Source organism: Microcoleus vaginatus HSN003 (assembly GCF_022701255.1).
GTDB classification, from domain to species: domain Bacteria; phylum Cyanobacteriota; class Cyanobacteriia; order Cyanobacteriales; family Microcoleaceae; genus Microcoleus; species Microcoleus vaginatus_B.
The window spans coordinates 1,895,619-1,911,880 of record NZ_CP031705.1; the positions used below are offsets into that span (position 1 = coordinate 1,895,619).

At 45.1% G+C, this 16,262-nt stretch carries 17 protein-coding genes; 2 read left to right on the forward strand and 15 right to left on the reverse strand.

Annotated features, from left to right (window positions below; genetic code table 11):
• Positions 1-19: 19 nt before the first annotated feature.
• The 15 genes from D0A37_RS08030 to D0A37_RS08095 form a co-directional block, all read right to left on the reverse strand.
• Complete coding sequence (locus tag D0A37_RS08030; protein ID WP_242723089.1) at positions 20-772, reverse strand: amino acid ABC transporter ATP-binding protein; 753 nt, start codon at positions 770-772, stop codon at positions 20-22.
• Positions 773-823: 51 nt separating this feature from the next.
• A complete protein-coding gene (locus tag D0A37_RS08035; RefSeq protein ID WP_242723091.1) occupies positions 824-2,023 on the reverse strand; it encodes an amino acid ABC transporter permease in 1,200 nt (399 codons plus the stop codon).
• A 16-nt stretch (positions 2,024-2,039) separates the two neighbouring features.
• Positions 2,040-2,639, reverse strand: a complete 600-nt coding sequence (locus D0A37_RS08040) for a hypothetical protein (protein WP_242723093.1) — start codon at positions 2,637-2,639, stop codon at positions 2,040-2,042.
• 50 nt (positions 2,640-2,689) lie between these two features.
• On the reverse strand, positions 2,690-3,904 hold the full coding sequence (locus D0A37_RS08045) for an amino acid ABC transporter permease (RefSeq protein ID WP_242723095.1): 1,215 nt from the start codon (positions 3,902-3,904) through the stop codon (positions 2,690-2,692).
• A 219-nt stretch (positions 3,905-4,123) separates the two neighbouring features.
• The gene (locus D0A37_RS08050; protein ID WP_242723096.1) at positions 4,124-5,209 is read right to left on the reverse strand and encodes an amino acid ABC transporter substrate-binding protein; all 1,086 of its coding nucleotides are present in this window, start codon (positions 5,207-5,209) and stop codon (positions 4,124-4,126) included.
• Between the two features lie 307 nt (positions 5,210-5,516).
• Positions 5,517-5,744, reverse strand: coding sequence for a hypothetical protein (locus tag D0A37_RS08055; RefSeq protein ID WP_242723097.1), 228 nt, complete (start codon positions 5,742-5,744; stop codon positions 5,517-5,519).
• 316 nt (positions 5,745-6,060) lie between these two features.
• Positions 6,061-11,166: a PAS domain S-box protein gene (locus tag D0A37_RS08060; protein ID WP_242725430.1), complete on the reverse strand. Its 5,106-nt coding sequence runs from the start codon at positions 11,164-11,166 to the stop codon at positions 6,061-6,063.
• Positions 11,167-11,370: 204 nt separating this feature from the next.
• A complete protein-coding gene (locus tag D0A37_RS08065) occupies positions 11,371-11,772 on the reverse strand; it encodes a fasciclin domain-containing protein (protein ID WP_242723098.1) in 402 nt (133 codons plus the stop codon).
• Positions 11,773-11,945: 173 nt separating this feature from the next.
• Positions 11,946-12,341, reverse strand: a complete 396-nt coding sequence (locus D0A37_RS08070) for a hypothetical protein (RefSeq protein ID WP_242723099.1) — start codon at positions 12,339-12,341, stop codon at positions 11,946-11,948.
• 1 nt (position 12,342) lies between these two features.
• Positions 12,343-12,705, reverse strand: coding sequence for a hypothetical protein (locus D0A37_RS08075; protein WP_242723100.1), 363 nt, complete (start codon positions 12,703-12,705; stop codon positions 12,343-12,345).
• 128 nt (positions 12,706-12,833) lie between these two features.
• Positions 12,834-13,196, reverse strand: a complete 363-nt coding sequence (locus tag D0A37_RS08080) for a hypothetical protein (RefSeq protein ID WP_242723101.1) — start codon at positions 13,194-13,196, stop codon at positions 12,834-12,836.
• 19 nt (positions 13,197-13,215) lie between these two features.
• Positions 13,216-13,392 (reverse strand): hypothetical protein, encoded by a 177-nt coding sequence (locus D0A37_RS08085; protein WP_242723102.1) that lies wholly within the window; start codon positions 13,390-13,392, stop codon positions 13,216-13,218.
• Between the two features lie 57 nt (positions 13,393-13,449).
• Positions 13,450-13,578, reverse strand: coding sequence for a hypothetical protein (locus tag D0A37_RS28945; RefSeq protein WP_278187172.1), 129 nt, complete (start codon positions 13,576-13,578; stop codon positions 13,450-13,452).
• A 208-nt stretch (positions 13,579-13,786) separates the two neighbouring features.
• A complete protein-coding gene (locus tag D0A37_RS08090; protein WP_242723103.1) occupies positions 13,787-14,227 on the reverse strand; it encodes an Hsp20/alpha crystallin family protein in 441 nt (146 codons plus the stop codon).
• Between the two features lie 266 nt (positions 14,228-14,493).
• A complete protein-coding gene (locus D0A37_RS08095; RefSeq protein WP_242723104.1) occupies positions 14,494-14,781 on the reverse strand; it encodes a hypothetical protein in 288 nt (95 codons plus the stop codon).
• 186 nt (positions 14,782-14,967) lie between these two features.
• Here D0A37_RS08095 and D0A37_RS08100 point away from each other — a divergent pair, with 186 nt between their 5' ends.
• Positions 14,968-15,762 (forward strand): MlaE family lipid ABC transporter permease subunit, encoded by a 795-nt coding sequence (locus D0A37_RS08100; RefSeq protein WP_242723105.1) that lies wholly within the window; start codon positions 14,968-14,970, stop codon positions 15,760-15,762.
• 63 nt (positions 15,763-15,825) lie between these two features.
• Positions 15,826-16,218: a DUF3119 family protein gene (locus D0A37_RS08105; RefSeq protein ID WP_015178462.1), complete on the forward strand. Its 393-nt coding sequence runs from the start codon at positions 15,826-15,828 to the stop codon at positions 16,216-16,218.
• The last annotated feature ends 44 nt before the right edge of the window (positions 16,219-16,262 follow it).

The following is a 16,262-nucleotide window of genomic DNA, read 5'->3' on the forward strand; positions in this document are numbered from 1 at the left end:
GATTAAACTTGAGAATCAGTTACAATATCTGAGATAAAAACTTGCGGGTGCGTTCTTCCTTCGGATTCTGAAAAAACTCTTCTGGCTTCGCTTCTTCCACTAAAACACCGCCATCCATCAATACAATGCGATCGGCAACTTCGCGCGCAAACCCGACTTCGTGAGTCACTACCACCATTGTAATTCCTGTTTGAGCCAAATTTCGCATTACATCTAACACTTCCCGCACCATCTCCGGGTCTAATGCTGATGTCGGTTCATCAAACAGCATAATTTTAGGCTGCATTGCTAGAGAACGTGCAATAGCGACCCGTTGCTGCTGTCCTCCAGACAACTGTCCGGGATATTTTTTTGCTTGTTCCAAAATTCCCACTCTTTCTAACAATTGCATCGCCACTTCTTCGGCTTTTTTCTTGGGCCAGCGGCGCACCCATACTGGCGCTAGCATGACATTTTGCAAGACTGATAAGTGGGGAAACAGGTTGAATTGCTGAAACACCATTCCTACTTCGCGGCGAATTGTCTCGATGTTGCGTAAGTCGTGGGAAAGTTCGATTCCGTCGATCGTAATTTTACCTTGTTGGTATTCTTCTAATGCGTTGAATGTGCGAATAAACGTCGATTTTCCCGAACCGGATGGCCCCATCACGACAACGACTTCGCCCCGCTCTACGGTCATGCTAACGCCGCGCAGTACGTGAAATTGTCCGTACCATTTGTGGACGTTTTCTGCTACGATTACTTTTTCTGCGATTGTGGGTTTAGTTTCCATATTTTTTTGTTTTTAAACCGCTGATGAACGCGGATGAACGCAGATATTATTTTACCTTTCGCCTACGCCTAATGTTCGCTCTATTTTGCGGCTTGCTAGTGACATTGAGTAGCAAAATATCCAATAAATGATGCCGACGAATATGTAAACTTCGGCGTACCTGCCGATATAGGATGGATTTGCTAAAACTGCGCGGGATATTCCGATTAATTCTAACATTCCGAATAGAGACAGCAGGGATGTATCCATGAATAATCCGATGAATTGACCGCCGATCGCCGGAATGACTATTCGCAGTGCTTGAGGCAGTACAATGAGAATTGTAAGCAGCGGTGTATTGAGTCCGATCGACCTCGCTGCTTCTATTTGTCCCCTGGGCACGGCTTGCAAGCCACCGCGCACGTTTTCCGCCAAGTATGCCGCACTAAATAACGTTAATCCAGCAATCGCTCTAATTACTCTATCCAATTTCGGATATTCGGGCGGCAAGAAGAGTTGCAGCATCACTTGACCTAAAAACAAAATGCCAATTAATGGTAAACCGCGAATAATTTCAATGTATAATGTTGATAACAGTCTTACAACTGGCAAAGAACTTTGTCGGCCGAGTGCTAGCAATACTCCCAAAGGAAAGGAAAGCACAATACTAATAACTGCTAAAAACAGGGTCAATACTAAACCGCCCCAATCATTTGTTGACACTTCTGTCAAACCTAACCCGCCTTTAATTAACCACAAAACTATTGGGAAGGAAAGAACCCAGATTGCAGGCATCCAACTCATTATTTTAGGGTTAATTTGTCTCCCCGCCCAATAGCTAGCAGCCGCTACAATAATATTGGCTAGCAGGTAAAAACGAGATGTTAAGTCGATCGGGGAAATGACCGCACCCACAACCGCAGCACCGAGTATAATTAGTAAAGGCGGATTCCAAAGACGTTCTTCCCGCTGAATATTTCCCCAAGTTAATCCTCCCAACAAGGCAATTATGGCCGATACTATCCACAGCCGCCAGTAGGATTCGCGGGGAAATCTGCCTGCGAAAAATAGCGGCAAGTTAGCTTCTAACACGCGCCATTGAGCTTTTGTTGTTGCCCAAACGATAATTCCTTTAATAGTTTGGAAGGCGATAATGAGGCAAACTACTGTCAGAATGCTGTTGTACCAGGTACTAAATAGGTTTTTGCGCGCCCAATTCCAAGGGGTAGGCGATTCGGTGGCTGGGGGCGGTAATACAGGTATTGTTTCCATCAGTTTTTAGTTATTATTAATTTCTAATACTGTTCGCTAATATTCCTAAAATTTTATTCACATCTCTCAAGTAATATTCACCTAAATCAATTTCAATAATTTGTTCTTGCAACTTCAGGAATTTCCAGATAGTACCTGTAGTAACAGTCCCATAAATCGCAGGAATTTCGTTGCCTTCACGTTCATTAAATATTCTAGCAGCCAACATTTCTGCTACGCACTGTCCCAATCCGCCATTGATATTTTCCTTCTTGGCTTCTACAATGATGATTATTGGCGCTCTAACAATTAGTAATTCTGGCGAATGACTGATCAGAAAATCGCAACTTCCATTTAATCCTTTTTCAACATCTACTGTAAAGTCTATTCCCGAAAACAAACTAATTTCCAATTTTAACTGTTTTCTAAGCTCGATCAAAATCGGTGCGATAATCATTTCCGATCGAGCTTTTTCAGTGTTACTGCTCAATGCTAACGGTACATTATCTTTGAGAATTTCTGCCAGTAACCTACTCGGCTCTAATTCTGAGACAGCAGCGAACATATCAATTTTATCGGAAATCGTTAAATCAAAATTTTTAGTTACTCTGTCTAAGCTAAAGTCACTGTATGCCATTTAACGCGCTCTCCTTTTATCACCCTTAAAATATATTAAAGTTAAACTATTTACCTTTCCTTAATTTGTACAGTTTTATTGTACCAATTCATGAAGAGAGAAACTATCAAACTAATTGTTAGGTATGTTACCATGATAATTAACATTGCTTCGATCGCCCGACCGGTCTGATTCAACGTCGGAGAGCCCACCACAAAATAAACGTCGGGATAAGCAACCGCAACCGCTAAACTCGAATTCTTAGCTAAATTCAGATACTGACTGGTTAAAGGCGGCACAATCACCCGCAAAGCTTGCGGCAAAATTACCATCCGCATCATTGTTCCAGACTTCAGCCCTAAAGACTTTCCCGCTTCCCACTGACCTCTCGATACTGACTGAATTCCGGCCCGGACAATTTCTGCAATGTAACTGCCAGTATACAAGCTGAGTCCTGTCACCAGGGCTGCAAATTCAGGAGTTAATTTTAATCCTCCTTCGAGTTGCAAGGCTGGTGTCAGGCGGGGGAAATCTAGACGAAAAGGCAGATTTTTGGTGATAATAAAAGCTAAGATTGCACTCAGCCCGATCGCACCTAGAGCCCAAAACAACTGTCTTCCCGGCTTAGCTTCTTCCAACATCACCCGCGCCCGCCACATCCACAGCCCCGCCGCCGCCAAAACTCCGAGAGTTAGCAAAATCACCCAAATCTCAAAACCCGGCAAAGCCACAGGCCAAGGTACAGCAATGCCGCGATTTGTCAAGTAAATCGGCCCCCTCATCTGCTGATTGTCTTCCACTTTTGGCAGGGAAATGAAAACTGCAAAATACCAGAAAAATAATTGCAGCAATAACGGCGTATTTCGCAGAATTTCTACGTACAAACCAGCTAAATTCCGCAGCAACCAATTATCAGAAAGGCGCGCAATTCCTACAGTCAAACCCGCAACTGTTGCGAAAATAATGCCGATACCCATCACCCGCAGTGAGTTAATTAAACCGACAATATAAGCTTGTCTATAACTGTTTTCGGGACTGTAGGGAATGACACTTTCGCCGATATCAAAAGATGCTTGGGAATTGAGAAAATCAAATCCAAATGCAATCCCCAGTTGCGAGTAATTGGCACTGAGATTGTCCCAGAGAATGGCGATGACAATTATTACTAAAATTAGGGCGATCGCCTGTCCGGCAATTTTCCAGAAGCGATCGTCCCGCAGCAGTTTTGATATATCTTTAAATTTGGGCAATTTCTGCGATTTGCCCGGTTGAGGTTCTGGATTCATAACTGTTTATTTAATGTAGAGCGAACTATACCTAACTTTAGCCTGCCTAAAATATCTTGTAGGGTGCGCCTAACAAGCACCTTAAAAGTCGGGTAAGCGCGGAGTACCTTGCTGTCTAAAATATCTTGTTGGTTAACTGTTAACAGTCAACAGTCAACAGTCAACAGTCAACAGTCAACAGTCAACAGTCAACAGTCAACAGTCAACAGTTAACTAAAATTAACGGAACGGCGGCGAGTAAAGCAAACCGCCATCTTTCCAGAGTCTGTTTTGACCCCGTTCTAACTTAAGTGTACTTTTGGGGCCGAGGTTGCGATCGTACATTTCCCCGTAATTCCCGACTTTCTTAACAACGCGGACAGCGTAGTCGTTCGGGAGTCCCAAACCTTTACCTAAATCTCCTTCTGTTCCTAGCAAACGTTTGATGTTCGGGTCTGTAGTGCTTGCCACTATTTTGTCTACATTTCCCGAATTAATTCCCAAATCCTCAGCTTCAATCGCCGCGAAAACAATCCATTTCACCGCGTCCGACCATTTAGGATCGCCGCTTTTTACCGCTGGGGCTAACGGTTCTTTTGACATCACGAGCGGCAAAACAACATTATTCTCAGAATTCGGCAGAGTTGTGCGCTTAGAAACAAGTTGCGATCGATCGGCAGTAACACCTTGACAGCGACCTTCTTGATAGGTAGCAAAGGTAGCATTTACATCTTCAAACACGACAGGAGTGTATTTAATTCCTAATTTTCGCATTTGGTCGGACAAATTTTGTTCGGTGCTCGTACCAGTCTGCACGCAGATAGATTTGCCCGCAAAATCTTTTAAACTTTTGATGCCGCTGTCTTTTTTGACCATGATGCTTTGAGAGTCATAAAAGATCACCGGGGCAAATTCCAGTCCGGTAGTGCTGTCCCGACTCGTCGTGTAGGTGGTATTTCGGCTGAGAATGTCGATTTCTCCGGCCTGCAAAACTGTAAATCTATCTTTAGCGTTGAGTTTTCGGTACTCGACTTTTTCTGGGTCGTCCAATATTGCCGCCGCTACCGCCCTGCACACGTCCACATCTAATCCCGAATATTTGCCCTTTTCGTCTACAAAGCTAAAACCCGGCAGTTCGCCGCTGACGCCGCAAATCAGTTTGCCGCGGCTGACAATTGTATCTATCCGGCTCGAACCTTGTTGCGAGTTGCCGCCGGCAGTAGTTGTTGCTGTTGTTTGTCCGATTTGTGCCGATCGATCCCTACAAGATGCCAACGGTGCCACAAATAACACACTTGCTAGCAGCAGAAATCCCCATTTACGCATAGATTTTAGTAGAACGCTTTCCTGACAATCCTACCTTGTAGGTGTCGAGAACTGTGGCGATCTGCGAACTACAACAGCCTCCGGCTTCAAATTAGCCCTTCTGCATGGCGACAACTGCACCGACTACCCGCCTGTTTTTTTTGAGCAAGCTGGGAGCCCAGAGTTAGAAACCCGGTTTCTGGCTGGAGGCCTGGTCGTCAAACCTAAGATTTATCCTTGAAACCCGGTTTCTTTTCTGCTATTTCTGCCCAGCGCAAGGGCTCATCGCCTTTCCCTGGAATATTTATCCGATTTTGATTGAATGCGCTCACAGTAGCTCTGGTGATAGACGCTGCTCAGCTAAATCGCGGATTAGGGAAAGCCGAGACTGGATGTATTCGTCCAACAAATCGGCTTCTTTGCCATTAAGCGCAGAGTTCGTCTTTAACTGCTTTAGCAGCCACTGTACCAAGGTCGCATCGTCCAAATTGACTAACAGAGTAGCTTGGGTGGTCTCAATTAATGACCAGAGTTGGCGTAACATGACTGGAGTCATAAAACCTCGTTGAGCGTAAATACGCACTTAATGGGCGGGTACAGCGAAAAGCTGGTCTTGGTGTCTCAAGCCGATAGACGAAAAGCACCCTCATGTCGATCGGCTTAATGATTATTTTATATTTGACCACAATAACTTAATACAGTATTGTCACAAGTTACAACACACAAGATGTTATAAGAGTTCCCAATTCCTTCACATTGAGATAAACATCTTGATAAAAGATTAAAAATCTTTACACGCGAGCGATCGTGGGGGCTGCCAATAGCAGTCCGCGATCGGGCTGGAGAGTCCGGTTCAAAAGAAAATTGATTGATTACTCAGTAGCCATCAAGTTTTGAACCCGCGCCAGAATTATTTCTAATTCAGCGATGATTTTTGTAGCCCCCTCGAAATCATTTGATTCGGCCAGACTTTGAAGCTGATCTGCCATATCGGGCATTAACCGCACCGCCGCCGTAGCGCTGACACCTTTAATTTGATGAGCGTAGCGGGCGATTGTCTCCATATCTCCCGAGGCGATCGCCTCCTTAGCAGCTTCTAAATAACTAGCAGTATCCACCACAAAAGCTTGCAGTATTTCCTGCTCAAACTCTAAATCAGCGCCCGAAATTTCGTGCAAACGTGCCATATCGACTACCGATTCGATATCTGGCTCAGAGTTTGGAAGTTCCTCGCGATTAAACTTGGGAGTTTCAATTTTTAGCTTGGCGGACCAATTTTCTAGTACCGATTTTAACTTTTCAATCGCAATAGGTTTGCTAATATAATCGTCCATGCCCGCCGCCAGACACTTTTCGCGATCGCCCTTCAAAGCATTCGCAGTCATCGCAATCACCACCGTCTTTTGATGCGGCTGCATCTTACCAGCAGCAACATCTGCCGCTTCTAGGCGACGCAATTGCAGCGTTGCTTCGTAACCGTCCAAAACCGGCATCTGACAGTCCATCAACACAATGTCATACTTTTTCAGAGCAACCATAGATAGCGCCTCTGCACCGTTATTGGCGACATCCGCCGCGCATCCCAAAACTCTGAGTTGATTCAGACCAACTTTTTGATTGATGGGAGTATCTTCCACTAACAAAATCTTTAAACTTGCTAAGTCTCGGTTGTCAATAGCCGAGGCTCGATTGGACGTTGGATTTGCCTGCGACTCATCAATCAGCGTACTCGGGGCGATCGCATTCGCCAAGCAATCAAATAGTCGGTGAGCTTTCACAGGTTTAGTTAAATAGCCACTAAAACCGCTATCTACCAAACGTTTCGCCTCTGCAAGCTGAGTCATTGAAGTCAGCACCACCCACTTTGTCTGCTGCATTGCCGGCTCAGAAATTCTCAAGCGTTCGAGACTTCCCGCCACCATTTCCGGCAACTGAATATCAACCAAAACGATATCGTAAGGGGAATTAACGCTGACAGCTTTGTACAGAGAGGCGATCGTCATCCAACCGTTTTCCACCTCCTCAACTTCCATTCCCCACAAAACAGCCATTCTCACTAGCACTTTTCGCACTGTCGGCTTGTCGCTGGCAACTAACATTTTTCGCCCCGCCAGCACCGTTTCCAAATTCACTTCGCACGCTGTGCTGACAGTTAAATTTTCCTTAACTGTCGGCACAGTAAACCAAAAAGTCGAGCCTTGCCCAGGGGTACTTTCCACACCAATTTGCCCACCCATCAACTCCACCAACTCCTTAGAAATAGCCAGCCCCAAACCTGTGCCACCATATTTTCTGGTCGTAGAGGCATCAACTTGAGTAAAAGATTGAAACAGCTTTTTTTTGTCTTCGGGAGCAATCCCAATTCCTGTATCTGTGACTTTAAACAGCAGGAGCATCGAGTCCTTGTTTTCTATGTTTAACAGTTCGATGTTCTCTAAAATTTTCTGATTATCACTGGCTGCCAATAACCCAGGATTACTAGCATCAGCAACCTCAATTACCACTTCTCCTGCTTCTGTAAACTTAATAGCATTGTTGATTAAATTAGTGAGTATTTGCCGCAACCGCGCTGCATCACCTTTAATTTGCAGCGGCACGTCGCTGTCAATCAGTGCCACCACTTCTATACCTTTTTCTTGTGCGGGAGTTGCCAACACATCCAGCACGTCATTCATACAGATACTGAGGTTAAATTCTAGGATTTCTAAGCGCATTTCTCCTGCTTCAAGTTTGGAGAGATCCAGAATATCGTTAATGATGGAGAGTAAATTTTGACCGCTGAGTTTCAGCGTCTGCACAAAGTCAATCTGTTCGGGAGTAAGATTCGTTTTCAGCAGCAAATCAGTCATCCCCATCACTCCATTCATGGGAGTACGGATTTCGTGACTCATATTTGCTAAAAATAACGACTTCATTCGAGACGCTTCTAGGGCGGCTTCTCGGGCTTGCTGCGCTTGTTCAAAAAGAGTAGATTGCTGAATGGCGATCGCCAACTGTACGCTCAACCTTCCTAGTAAATCCACCTCAGAATCAGTCCAAACGCGCGGGCCTCTGCACTGATGGGCAATCAGCAATCCCCACAACCGATTTTGACTCGTTTCCAAACTCCTTCCCTGGGAGCCAATTCGGGGAATTTTTGGCAAATATTCTATTGCCAACTCCTGACTTTCATCGCCTATAAAAATTGGTACAACTAAATTAGCCCTGACCTGCAAACTAGCAAGTAAGTCTCGGTGTTTTTCACTCAAACTGGCAGTATAAATATCTGCCATTGCTTGAATTTTTCCAGCACTATATAGAGATACATAACTTTCCCCAAAGGATGTCATTGGAACTTCTCTGCCCAGCAGTGGCATCCAATCATCCCCTACAGATTCCACAACAACAACCGCTGTTTCGTCGGACTCAAAACGATAAATTACCGTGCGGTCAGTTGCCAACAACTGCCGCACTTCTTGTACAGCAGTGCTCAGAGTTTGAGTGAGGTTGAGAGACTGCCGGACTCGCTGGGCGATCGCCGAAACCAGGCGTTCTTGTTCTGCTTGTTCCCGTAGCATTCTCTCAGCTTTCTTGCGTTCGGTGACATCGCGAATTACCGCCGCAAAGCACAGCGGTTCGGTGGTTTGAGGGTGTTTGACCAGAAAAGCATTCATCACAACATCAATTGGTTGTCCGGTGCCCAAGTGCTGCATTTGCCCTTCTCCTTGCCACTGGCGATGACTGAGAATTGTTGGCAAAATCTCTTGACTGAATTTCCGTTTAAAAGTAGCCCCAATATAATCCCATATCTCTGTATCCAGCACTGCCGAAAGATTCTCTACACCCACCAGTTTTCGTCCGGCTTCGTTGATAAACAGCGTTTTGCCTTTCAGGGTAGCCATACCGATAAAATCGCTGCTGTTTTCAATCAGCGACACAAATTTTTGCCGTTCTTCTTCTCCTTTTTTGCGTTCGGTAATGTCGCGCTTGACGCAGACATGACAAATTACATCGTCGGCGTTGTTAATCACAGAATATGCCGCAACGTCGATCGCCAGCGTCTGGCCTTTTTTAGTGCAGTTAGTAATTTCGCCCCGAAAACTTCCCGTTTTCGCTAAACTTTGGGCAATTGCCAAAAAGCGATCGCCCGCAACCAGCGGCGACGCTTCTGCTTCTAATTCCGCGTCTGTGTATTCTAGAAGCGTTTGGTGAGCACGATTTTGTTCGAGGAAAAACCCGTCAGCATCGATAATGACGATCGCATCGTTGGAGTTTAAAAATATTTGTCGGTAAAGTTTTAATTTATCCTCAGCTCGCTTGCGCTCGGTGATGTCTCTTTTGACGCTTACGTAACAAACTACATCCCCAGCATCATTGAGAACCGCAAAAGCCGAAACCTCCACCTCAACTGTTCCTTCTTGCATAGCCTTAATACAGGTCATTTCGCCTCGGTAACTCCCTGTTTCTGCCAAGCTTTGCAGCACAGACATAAATGCCTGTTCTCCCATGTGAGTGGCAGGCGTTTTTCCCCACAATTTTGACGCGCTGTGACGCAGCAAAGCCGTGTGAGCTTGATTTGTTTCTAAGTAATAGCCTTGGGGGTCTAAGATGGCGATCGCATCGTTGGATTTTAAAAAGATTTGTTGATAAAGTTGCAGCTTCAATTCCGCTTGTTTCCGGGCGCTAATATCCGTGAACAAGCCGTAGTAAACTATCTCCCCCGATGCTTGAAATTCGGGCTGCGAAGCTCCTTGCACCCATTTAAGTTTTCCTGACGGAGTGACAATTCTTCCTTCCCACCGCCAAGGCTGCAAATTTTCAGCAGAAAGCGTGACAGAGTTGAGAAAATCATCTCGATCCTCGGAATGAATCATATCAACAATTACATTAAAATTCTGCTGAGCAGCCTCTGGTTCTATTTCATACAATTCTCGGCAGCCCGCGCTCACAAACGAGAAGGACATCGAGCCGTCTGGATGTAAGTCAATTTGATATACCGTACCCGGTACGCTAGCAGTAATTTTTTGCAGTTTGGCTTGGCTTTGATTCCTGGCTTCATCTGCGGCCTGCAATTGACCAATCTCTCTAGAAAAACCCAAAATCCCAAATATATTACCTTCTGCATCGCACAGTGGCATTTTTTGCGTGTCAAAGATGTGCTGTTTGCCACCTTCCAAGACGATCACCTGGTAGGGATTGCGAACCCTCTCCCCCGCCAGCACAGCTCGATCTTCCTCGCGGATGCCCCTAATTGAGTTGTTGCGATCGCCAAATACTAATTCGGCTGAAAACCCTAATTCAATATCATCTTTGCCGATAATTTCCTCAACATTTTTCCCCAAATATTCAGCAAAACTTTGATTGATAAAAATGTACCTAAAATTTCGATCTTTCGCAAAAACTATGTCCGCCGCACCCTCGATTAAAGCTCGTAACAATAGTTCTTGACTTTCCGAACCACCCTCAAAAATATTTTGAACTGGTTCCTTGACATTTATGGCTTTAGCTGCTAATATATTTAACGATTTGGCACAAATTTGAGCGACCGTGTGGAGCAAACAAAGGTGTTCCAAATTAAAAGCATTTGCCTGCTCTGCACCGAGGAAAAATACTCCCAACAATTCTTCACTTTCATCCGAGTTGGTTGGTGCCATCAAGACCGACTGAAACTGAGTAATTGGTGGCGGAGCGATGTTGTGCGCCCAGTCCCGATTGCCAGCAAGCCATTCACTGCGAGCAGCTTGCAAGCGCCCTTCAATTTCGGCTTTGGCGCTAGCACTTAAGGGCTGTAAGTGTTGCAGGTATATTCGCTCGTCCGGTAGCGTCAAAATGGCGATCGCCTCTGTGGGAATCAGGCGATCGAGATGTGTCAGACACGCAGACCAAATTTCATCAACACTGAGAGCGGCTTGAACTTTTGCAGTAAGTTCGTTGAGAACTTGCAGTTCCAAGGTACGCTGGCGGACTTGTGCTTTGAGGCTGGCGGCTAGGATTTGCATAGTGCTCACCAAACTGGTTTGCTTATATTATAATTATTGATTTTTAAACTTTTTCAAACAATCATCTTAAAATACATCCGCCGAAAAAACAACTTTTTTCTATTTAAATTACCTTCAACCGATAAAAAAACCAGGGCGCGATCGGGAGCAAAGCAGCACCGCAAGGCACCTGGTTTGCTCCCGCAGCGAGATTAGACGGCGAAATTATCCCATTAAAATTACGTTATCGATCACATGGATCACACCGTTATCAGCTTCGATATCCGCAGAGACAACTGTAGCATTTTTCACCTCAAAACCGTCAGAACAATCAATTTTAATCGGCGAACCTTCCAAGGAAGTAACAAAACCGAGTTTTGCCAAATCAGCTTTCATAAACTTGCCGGAGACGACATGAAACATCAAAATCCTAGTCAGTTGGGGAACGTTCTGCACTAGGGTTGTGATAGTTCCCGGCGGCAATTTCGCAAAAGCATCGTCAGTGGGAGCAAAGACAGTAAAAGGGCCTGGACTTTTGAGTGCGTCTACTAAATTAGCTACTTGCACGGCTGTTACGAGGGTTTGGAACGAACCCGCACCTACGGCAATATCAACAATATCAGGCATTGTGTTTTACCTTCTTTCCTAAAATTTCTCTACTAAGTATCGTAAACTGATTTGGTTACTGGTTATATCAAATCTGTTAGCATCGGAATTATTCATCTCTCTTATCTCCCTCTGTGTTCTCTGCGTTCTAGGCGGTTAAATCATTTCGATGCAACCGGAAACCAGATTATTGGTTATTTGTACAATACTGCTGGCGTACCCGATGCCAAAACCTCTGTTTCTAAATCTGGTATTGGTGAGTTAAAATTCTGTCCTTTGTGAATGCTAAAACTGCCGTACAGAAGAGAAATTTCAAAAATATCTGTATGAATTAAAGCCGCTGTCCGGTGCGCGTCCTCACCCAAATGAATGCCAATCAAGTCAGCTTCAGGCTCTTCGATCTCTTCTTCGTCATGTACTTCCCACCTGATTTCTCGGCAGTCTTGAAAAACTAAAGAGTAAGGCAATCGCTCCCCTGTAGGATCGTAGAGACATTCCAGTAATACTTCATTCCCCCACAAAGAAACCTTGATATTTGTGACTAGGGATGTAAGTCCACCTAAATTAAGCAAGTTGTAGTCATCAGGCATATTAATTACTCACCTTTTCTCCAGTAATGTGCGTATCAGGAATCTGATTGCCAAATTCATCGACTGTTTTCAACAAGCTACCATCTTTGTCAAGGCGCAAACCCCTGTTTATTCTTCTACCATCTGAGCCATATCGCGGTGCTGGTAGGCGAACAACTTCACTATTAGTGCGGATTGTAACTTTTGATTTGTCGGAAAATTTGTATTCAACATAATTTCCTAAAGAACTTTTTACCTTAGCACCCAGTCCCCGCAAAAAGTCATCGACTTCTTGACGAGTCATTCCGGTTAAGTCTCCAAATTCCGAGGCAATTCCATTTCCTCCCACTCCCTGACTCGGCACGCAAGTCTCCTCAGCAACCATTGCCGTTTCTAGTTTAGCACATTACCTTGTGCAAGTAGCTACGCAATACGCTTGTGATACGTAAACCTCTGTCGATCAATTCATTCCCAATTCTTTAATCTCCAAGCTCAAAGCTCAAATCGAAATGACTACAAGATTGCTGGCGCTTGTGATACCAAAACCTCTGTTTCTAAATTTTCAGAATTTAAGTTTTTTCCCTTGTGAATCCTAAAACTGCCGTACAAAATTGAAATTTCAAAAATGTCTGTAGTAATCACCGCAGGCTTGCGGTGTTCGGACTCGCCCAAAGTAATTCCGAAAAATTCAGCTTCAGGTTCGCCAACTGCCTCTTCATCGTGTACAGTCCAACTGATATCGCGACAGTCTTTGAATGTCAGCATATAAGGCAATCTTTCTTCTGGATTGTAGACGCATTCTATTAATACTTCGCTTCCCCATAAAGATACGTTGACTTTTGTGATTAAAGATGTAAAACCACCCAATCCCAGCAAGTTATAGTCATCCTTCCAATCACTTATTTAATTTTTCTCCCGTATTGTGAGTACCTGGAATTAAATTACCAAATTCGTCTTTCGTCCGCAATAAATTACCATCTCTATCGAGACGCAAACCTTTGTTGATATTTCTTCCATCTGAGCCATATTGCGGTGCAGGCGTTCTAATCACTTCACCGTTAGGACGGATCATTACTGTTGACTTATCAAAAAATTTATATGCAACATAACCATCTCTAGTAGTTCTGATTTATGCACCCAATCCGCGCAAAAAATCATCGACTTCTTGGCGAGTCATCCCGGTTAAGTCTCCAAATTCAGAGGCAATTCCATTTCCTCCCACTCCCTGACTCGGCACGCAAGTCTCCTCAGCAAGCATTGCTGATTAGAGTTTAGCACAGTTGGAAAATGGGAAAAAGGAAGAAGGAAGAAGGCAGAAGGAAGAAGGCAGAATTATTCCTAAAACTTGCACTGCCCGATGCTATAATACCCAATTCCCCCTTCCCAATTCCCAATTCCCACTTCCCAAAACAAATAGGGCGCGCACCGCACGCCCTATCTATCAGCAATTAGCCAACAATTATTTCTTAGCCGAGTTGAACTTTAACCACGCGGTTTTTTTCCGCTTCTGCTTTGGGCAAATTCAGGTGCAAAACTCCATTTGTGTACTCAGCTTGTACGCTGTCATTTTGAATCCGTGCGGGTAGGGGAATCACCCGGCGGAACGAACCGTAGCGGAACTCAGAGCGAGTCATGCCTTTATCTTCACTCTTAGTTTCCTGACGGCGTTCGCCACTGATAGCAACAGCTTCTGCAGTTACTTGTACATCCAAATCCTTAGCTTCCATGCCGGGAACTTCTAATTTAAGGTGGATGGCTTCGGGAGTTTCATCGAGTTCGGCGGCGGGTACAAAAGCAACACCGTTAGATACGCGATCGGTTGCCGGAGTCAAGCTATCAAACAACCGATTCATTTCTCGTTGCAAGGAGTCCATTTCCCGCAAAGGTTCCCAACGAATAAGTGCCATAACTAATACCTCGACTATCTGAAGTTTTTAGGGGTTGAGAAACACTTGACTCAACTTGTATTTAATATATTCCAGCTCCAGAAACTGGGGGATTCGGTTTTCCGCAAAAAGGCCGATCGCATTTCCGAACATTCGCGATTGGTACTTCTAAATCATTGCAGGTGCGGGTATCCGATCGCACCGCAGCCAAACACATTTAGATTTTAGATTGCATCTAGAAGTTCCAACCTAAAATCTAAAATTTAAAATCTCCAATCTCAGATCGGTTAACCCCACCGCGAATGCTGATAAGAAGCGTAGGTATCAAACAAAGCACCCACCAAACCGAAAGTTAAGCCGATAACTAAAAATCCCTGGAGTGGACAGCCGGTGCCGAAAGTAGCTAAGAACTGCAAAATTAGGTCTTCTCCAGAGCGACCCACCCCTTGGAGAGCAGGCACAAAGCCGAGCAGCGAAAAGCTAGTCAATCCCGCGCCGATTAACAATAAGGGGGCGACAAAGCTCAACAGGCTGGTCAGCAGTAGAGAGCGAAGAAAATTGGGAAAAATGCTCATAAGAGTCAGTAAATTCAGCTAAACTGCCGAAAGGTACAAGCAAACAAAACTTGTCCTTTTCTACGATAGGCAGCGATCGCCCTCAGTGGCCAGTTCTGTCAGAAATCTTAAATGTTATAGAAAAAACTTGTTTAAGATTTGTAGATAGATTTCATTTTTTGCAGTTGTTCTATACTCGAAATCCCCTTGAGCACCACTACATCTTCGAGCCTCAGTTTGTGGAGTCAGCGGTTGCTGGCAGCAGCTTTATTGGGCGGCCAAGTCATGCTGCACTTGCTGAAGGGCAAAATTCACCGTCGCAACACCATCGACCAAATGGCAGCAGTCGGCCCGGAATCTCTGCTGATTGCTTTGCTGACTGCGGGTTTTGTCGGCATGGTATTTACTATTCAGGTAGCCAGGGAGTTTATTAACCTCGGTGCCGCCAATGTCGTAGGTGGCGTTTTGGCTTTGTCTTTGACTCGCGAGCTCGGCCCCGTCTTAACAGCCGTCATCGTGACGGGACGGGTAGGTTCGGCTTTTGCAGCGGAAATCGGCACAATGCAGGTAACAGAGCAGATAGATGCCCTGCTGATGCTCAGAACAGACCCGATCGACTATTTAGTCATTCCCCGCGTCCTGGCTTGCTGCTTGATGCTGCCAATTTTAACCATCATGTGTCTCGTCACCGGCGTCCTCGGCGGACTGCTGATTGCTACGACGATGTACGGCATCTCTCAAAGCGTGTTTTTAGAATCAGTCCGCAATTTCCTGAGTCTGTGGGATATTTGCAGCGCGGCAATTAAGGCTGTTGTGTTCGGTGGTTTGATTGCCGTAATCGGCACTAGCTGGGGTTTGACTACCACCGGCGGGGCAAAAGGCGTCGGTCAATCGACTACCACGGCGGTGGTAACAGCTTTGCTGGCTATTTTTATTGTGAACTTTTTCATGACTTGGCTGATGTTTCAGGGGACGGGTTCTAGCGTACTCAAAGGCTTGTAAGCTAGGAAACAGATAAAATATGAATAATCGGCAACATTCGTTTACTACCCTTGATTTAAACCCGTGAATACCACTGCCTCTTCGACTGCGCCGACAAATACGATCGAACTCGCTCCGAGTTATGCGATTCCCCTAGTCCTGGTACTGGCGGCCCTACCGCTGCTGTTCGTGCAGAAGTGGGCGAGTTTGCCACTTTCACTGTTCGGCTTGTTTCTGATGTACCAAGCCGCCACCATCCGGCTACAATTTACCCCAACAGATTTGGACATTTATCGATCGTCCAACTTAATCCGCCGCTTTCCTTACCGAGAATGGCAAAATTGGCGGATATTTTGGCCCGCTGTGCCGATTTTGTTTTATTTCAAAGAAATTAACAGCATTCACTTTCTGCCGGTTCTGTTCGATCGTAAAATGCTACAGACCTGCTTAGAACAGCGCTGTCCCCGTCAAGACTAAAAAAGTTGTTAATTTTTAATTTTTAACTTTTCCGTGCCCACGCC

What these genes read in the sequence shown, in the direction of transcription:
- D0A37_RS08040 (WP_242723093.1), bottom strand. Translation starts at nt 2,639, where the DNA reads ATGGCATACAGTGACTTTAGCTTAGACAGAGTAACTAAAAATTTTGAT.
- D0A37_RS08050 (WP_242723096.1), bottom strand. Translation starts at nt 5,209, where the DNA reads ATGCGTAAATGGGGATTTCTGCTGCTAGCAAGTGTGTTATTTGTGGCA.
- D0A37_RS08055 (WP_242723097.1), bottom strand. Translation starts at nt 5,744, where the DNA reads ATGACTCCAGTCATGTTACGCCAACTCTGGTCATTAATTGAGACCACC.
- D0A37_RS08035 (WP_242723091.1), bottom strand. Translation starts at nt 2,023, where the DNA reads ATGGAAACAATACCTGTATTACCGCCCCCAGCCACCGAATCGCCTACC.
- D0A37_RS08090 (WP_242723103.1), bottom strand. Translation starts at nt 14,227, where the DNA reads ATGGCACTTATTCGTTGGGAACCTTTGCGGGAAATGGACTCCTTGCAA.
- D0A37_RS08085 (WP_242723102.1), bottom strand. Translation starts at nt 13,392, where the DNA reads ATGATCCGTCCTAACGGTGAAGTGATTAGAACGCCTGCACCGCAATAT.
- D0A37_RS08060 (WP_242725430.1), bottom strand. Translation starts at nt 11,166, where the DNA reads ATGCAAATCCTAGCCGCCAGCCTCAAAGCACAAGTCCGCCAGCGTACC.
- D0A37_RS08075 (WP_242723100.1), bottom strand. Translation starts at nt 12,705, where the DNA reads ATGGTTGCTGAGGAGACTTGCGTGCCGAGTCAGGGAGTGGGAGGAAAT.
- D0A37_RS08030 (WP_242723089.1), bottom strand. Translation starts at nt 772, where the DNA reads ATGGAAACTAAACCCACAATCGCAGAAAAAGTAATCGTAGCAGAAAAC.
- D0A37_RS28945 (WP_278187172.1), bottom strand. Translation starts at nt 13,578, where the DNA reads ATGCTTGCTGAGGAGACTTGCGTGCCGAGTCAGGGAGTGGGAGGAAAT.
- D0A37_RS08095 (WP_242723104.1), bottom strand. Translation starts at nt 14,781, where the DNA reads ATGAGCATTTTTCCCAATTTTCTTCGCTCTCTACTGCTGACCAGCCTG.
- D0A37_RS08065 (WP_242723098.1), bottom strand. Translation starts at nt 11,772, where the DNA reads ATGCCTGATATTGTTGATATTGCCGTAGGTGCGGGTTCGTTCCAAACC.
- D0A37_RS08045 (WP_242723095.1), bottom strand. Translation starts at nt 3,904, where the DNA reads ATGAATCCAGAACCTCAACCGGGCAAATCGCAGAAATTGCCCAAATTT.
- D0A37_RS08070 (WP_242723099.1), bottom strand. Translation starts at nt 12,341, where the DNA reads ATGCCTGATGACTACAACTTGCTTAATTTAGGTGGACTTACATCCCTA.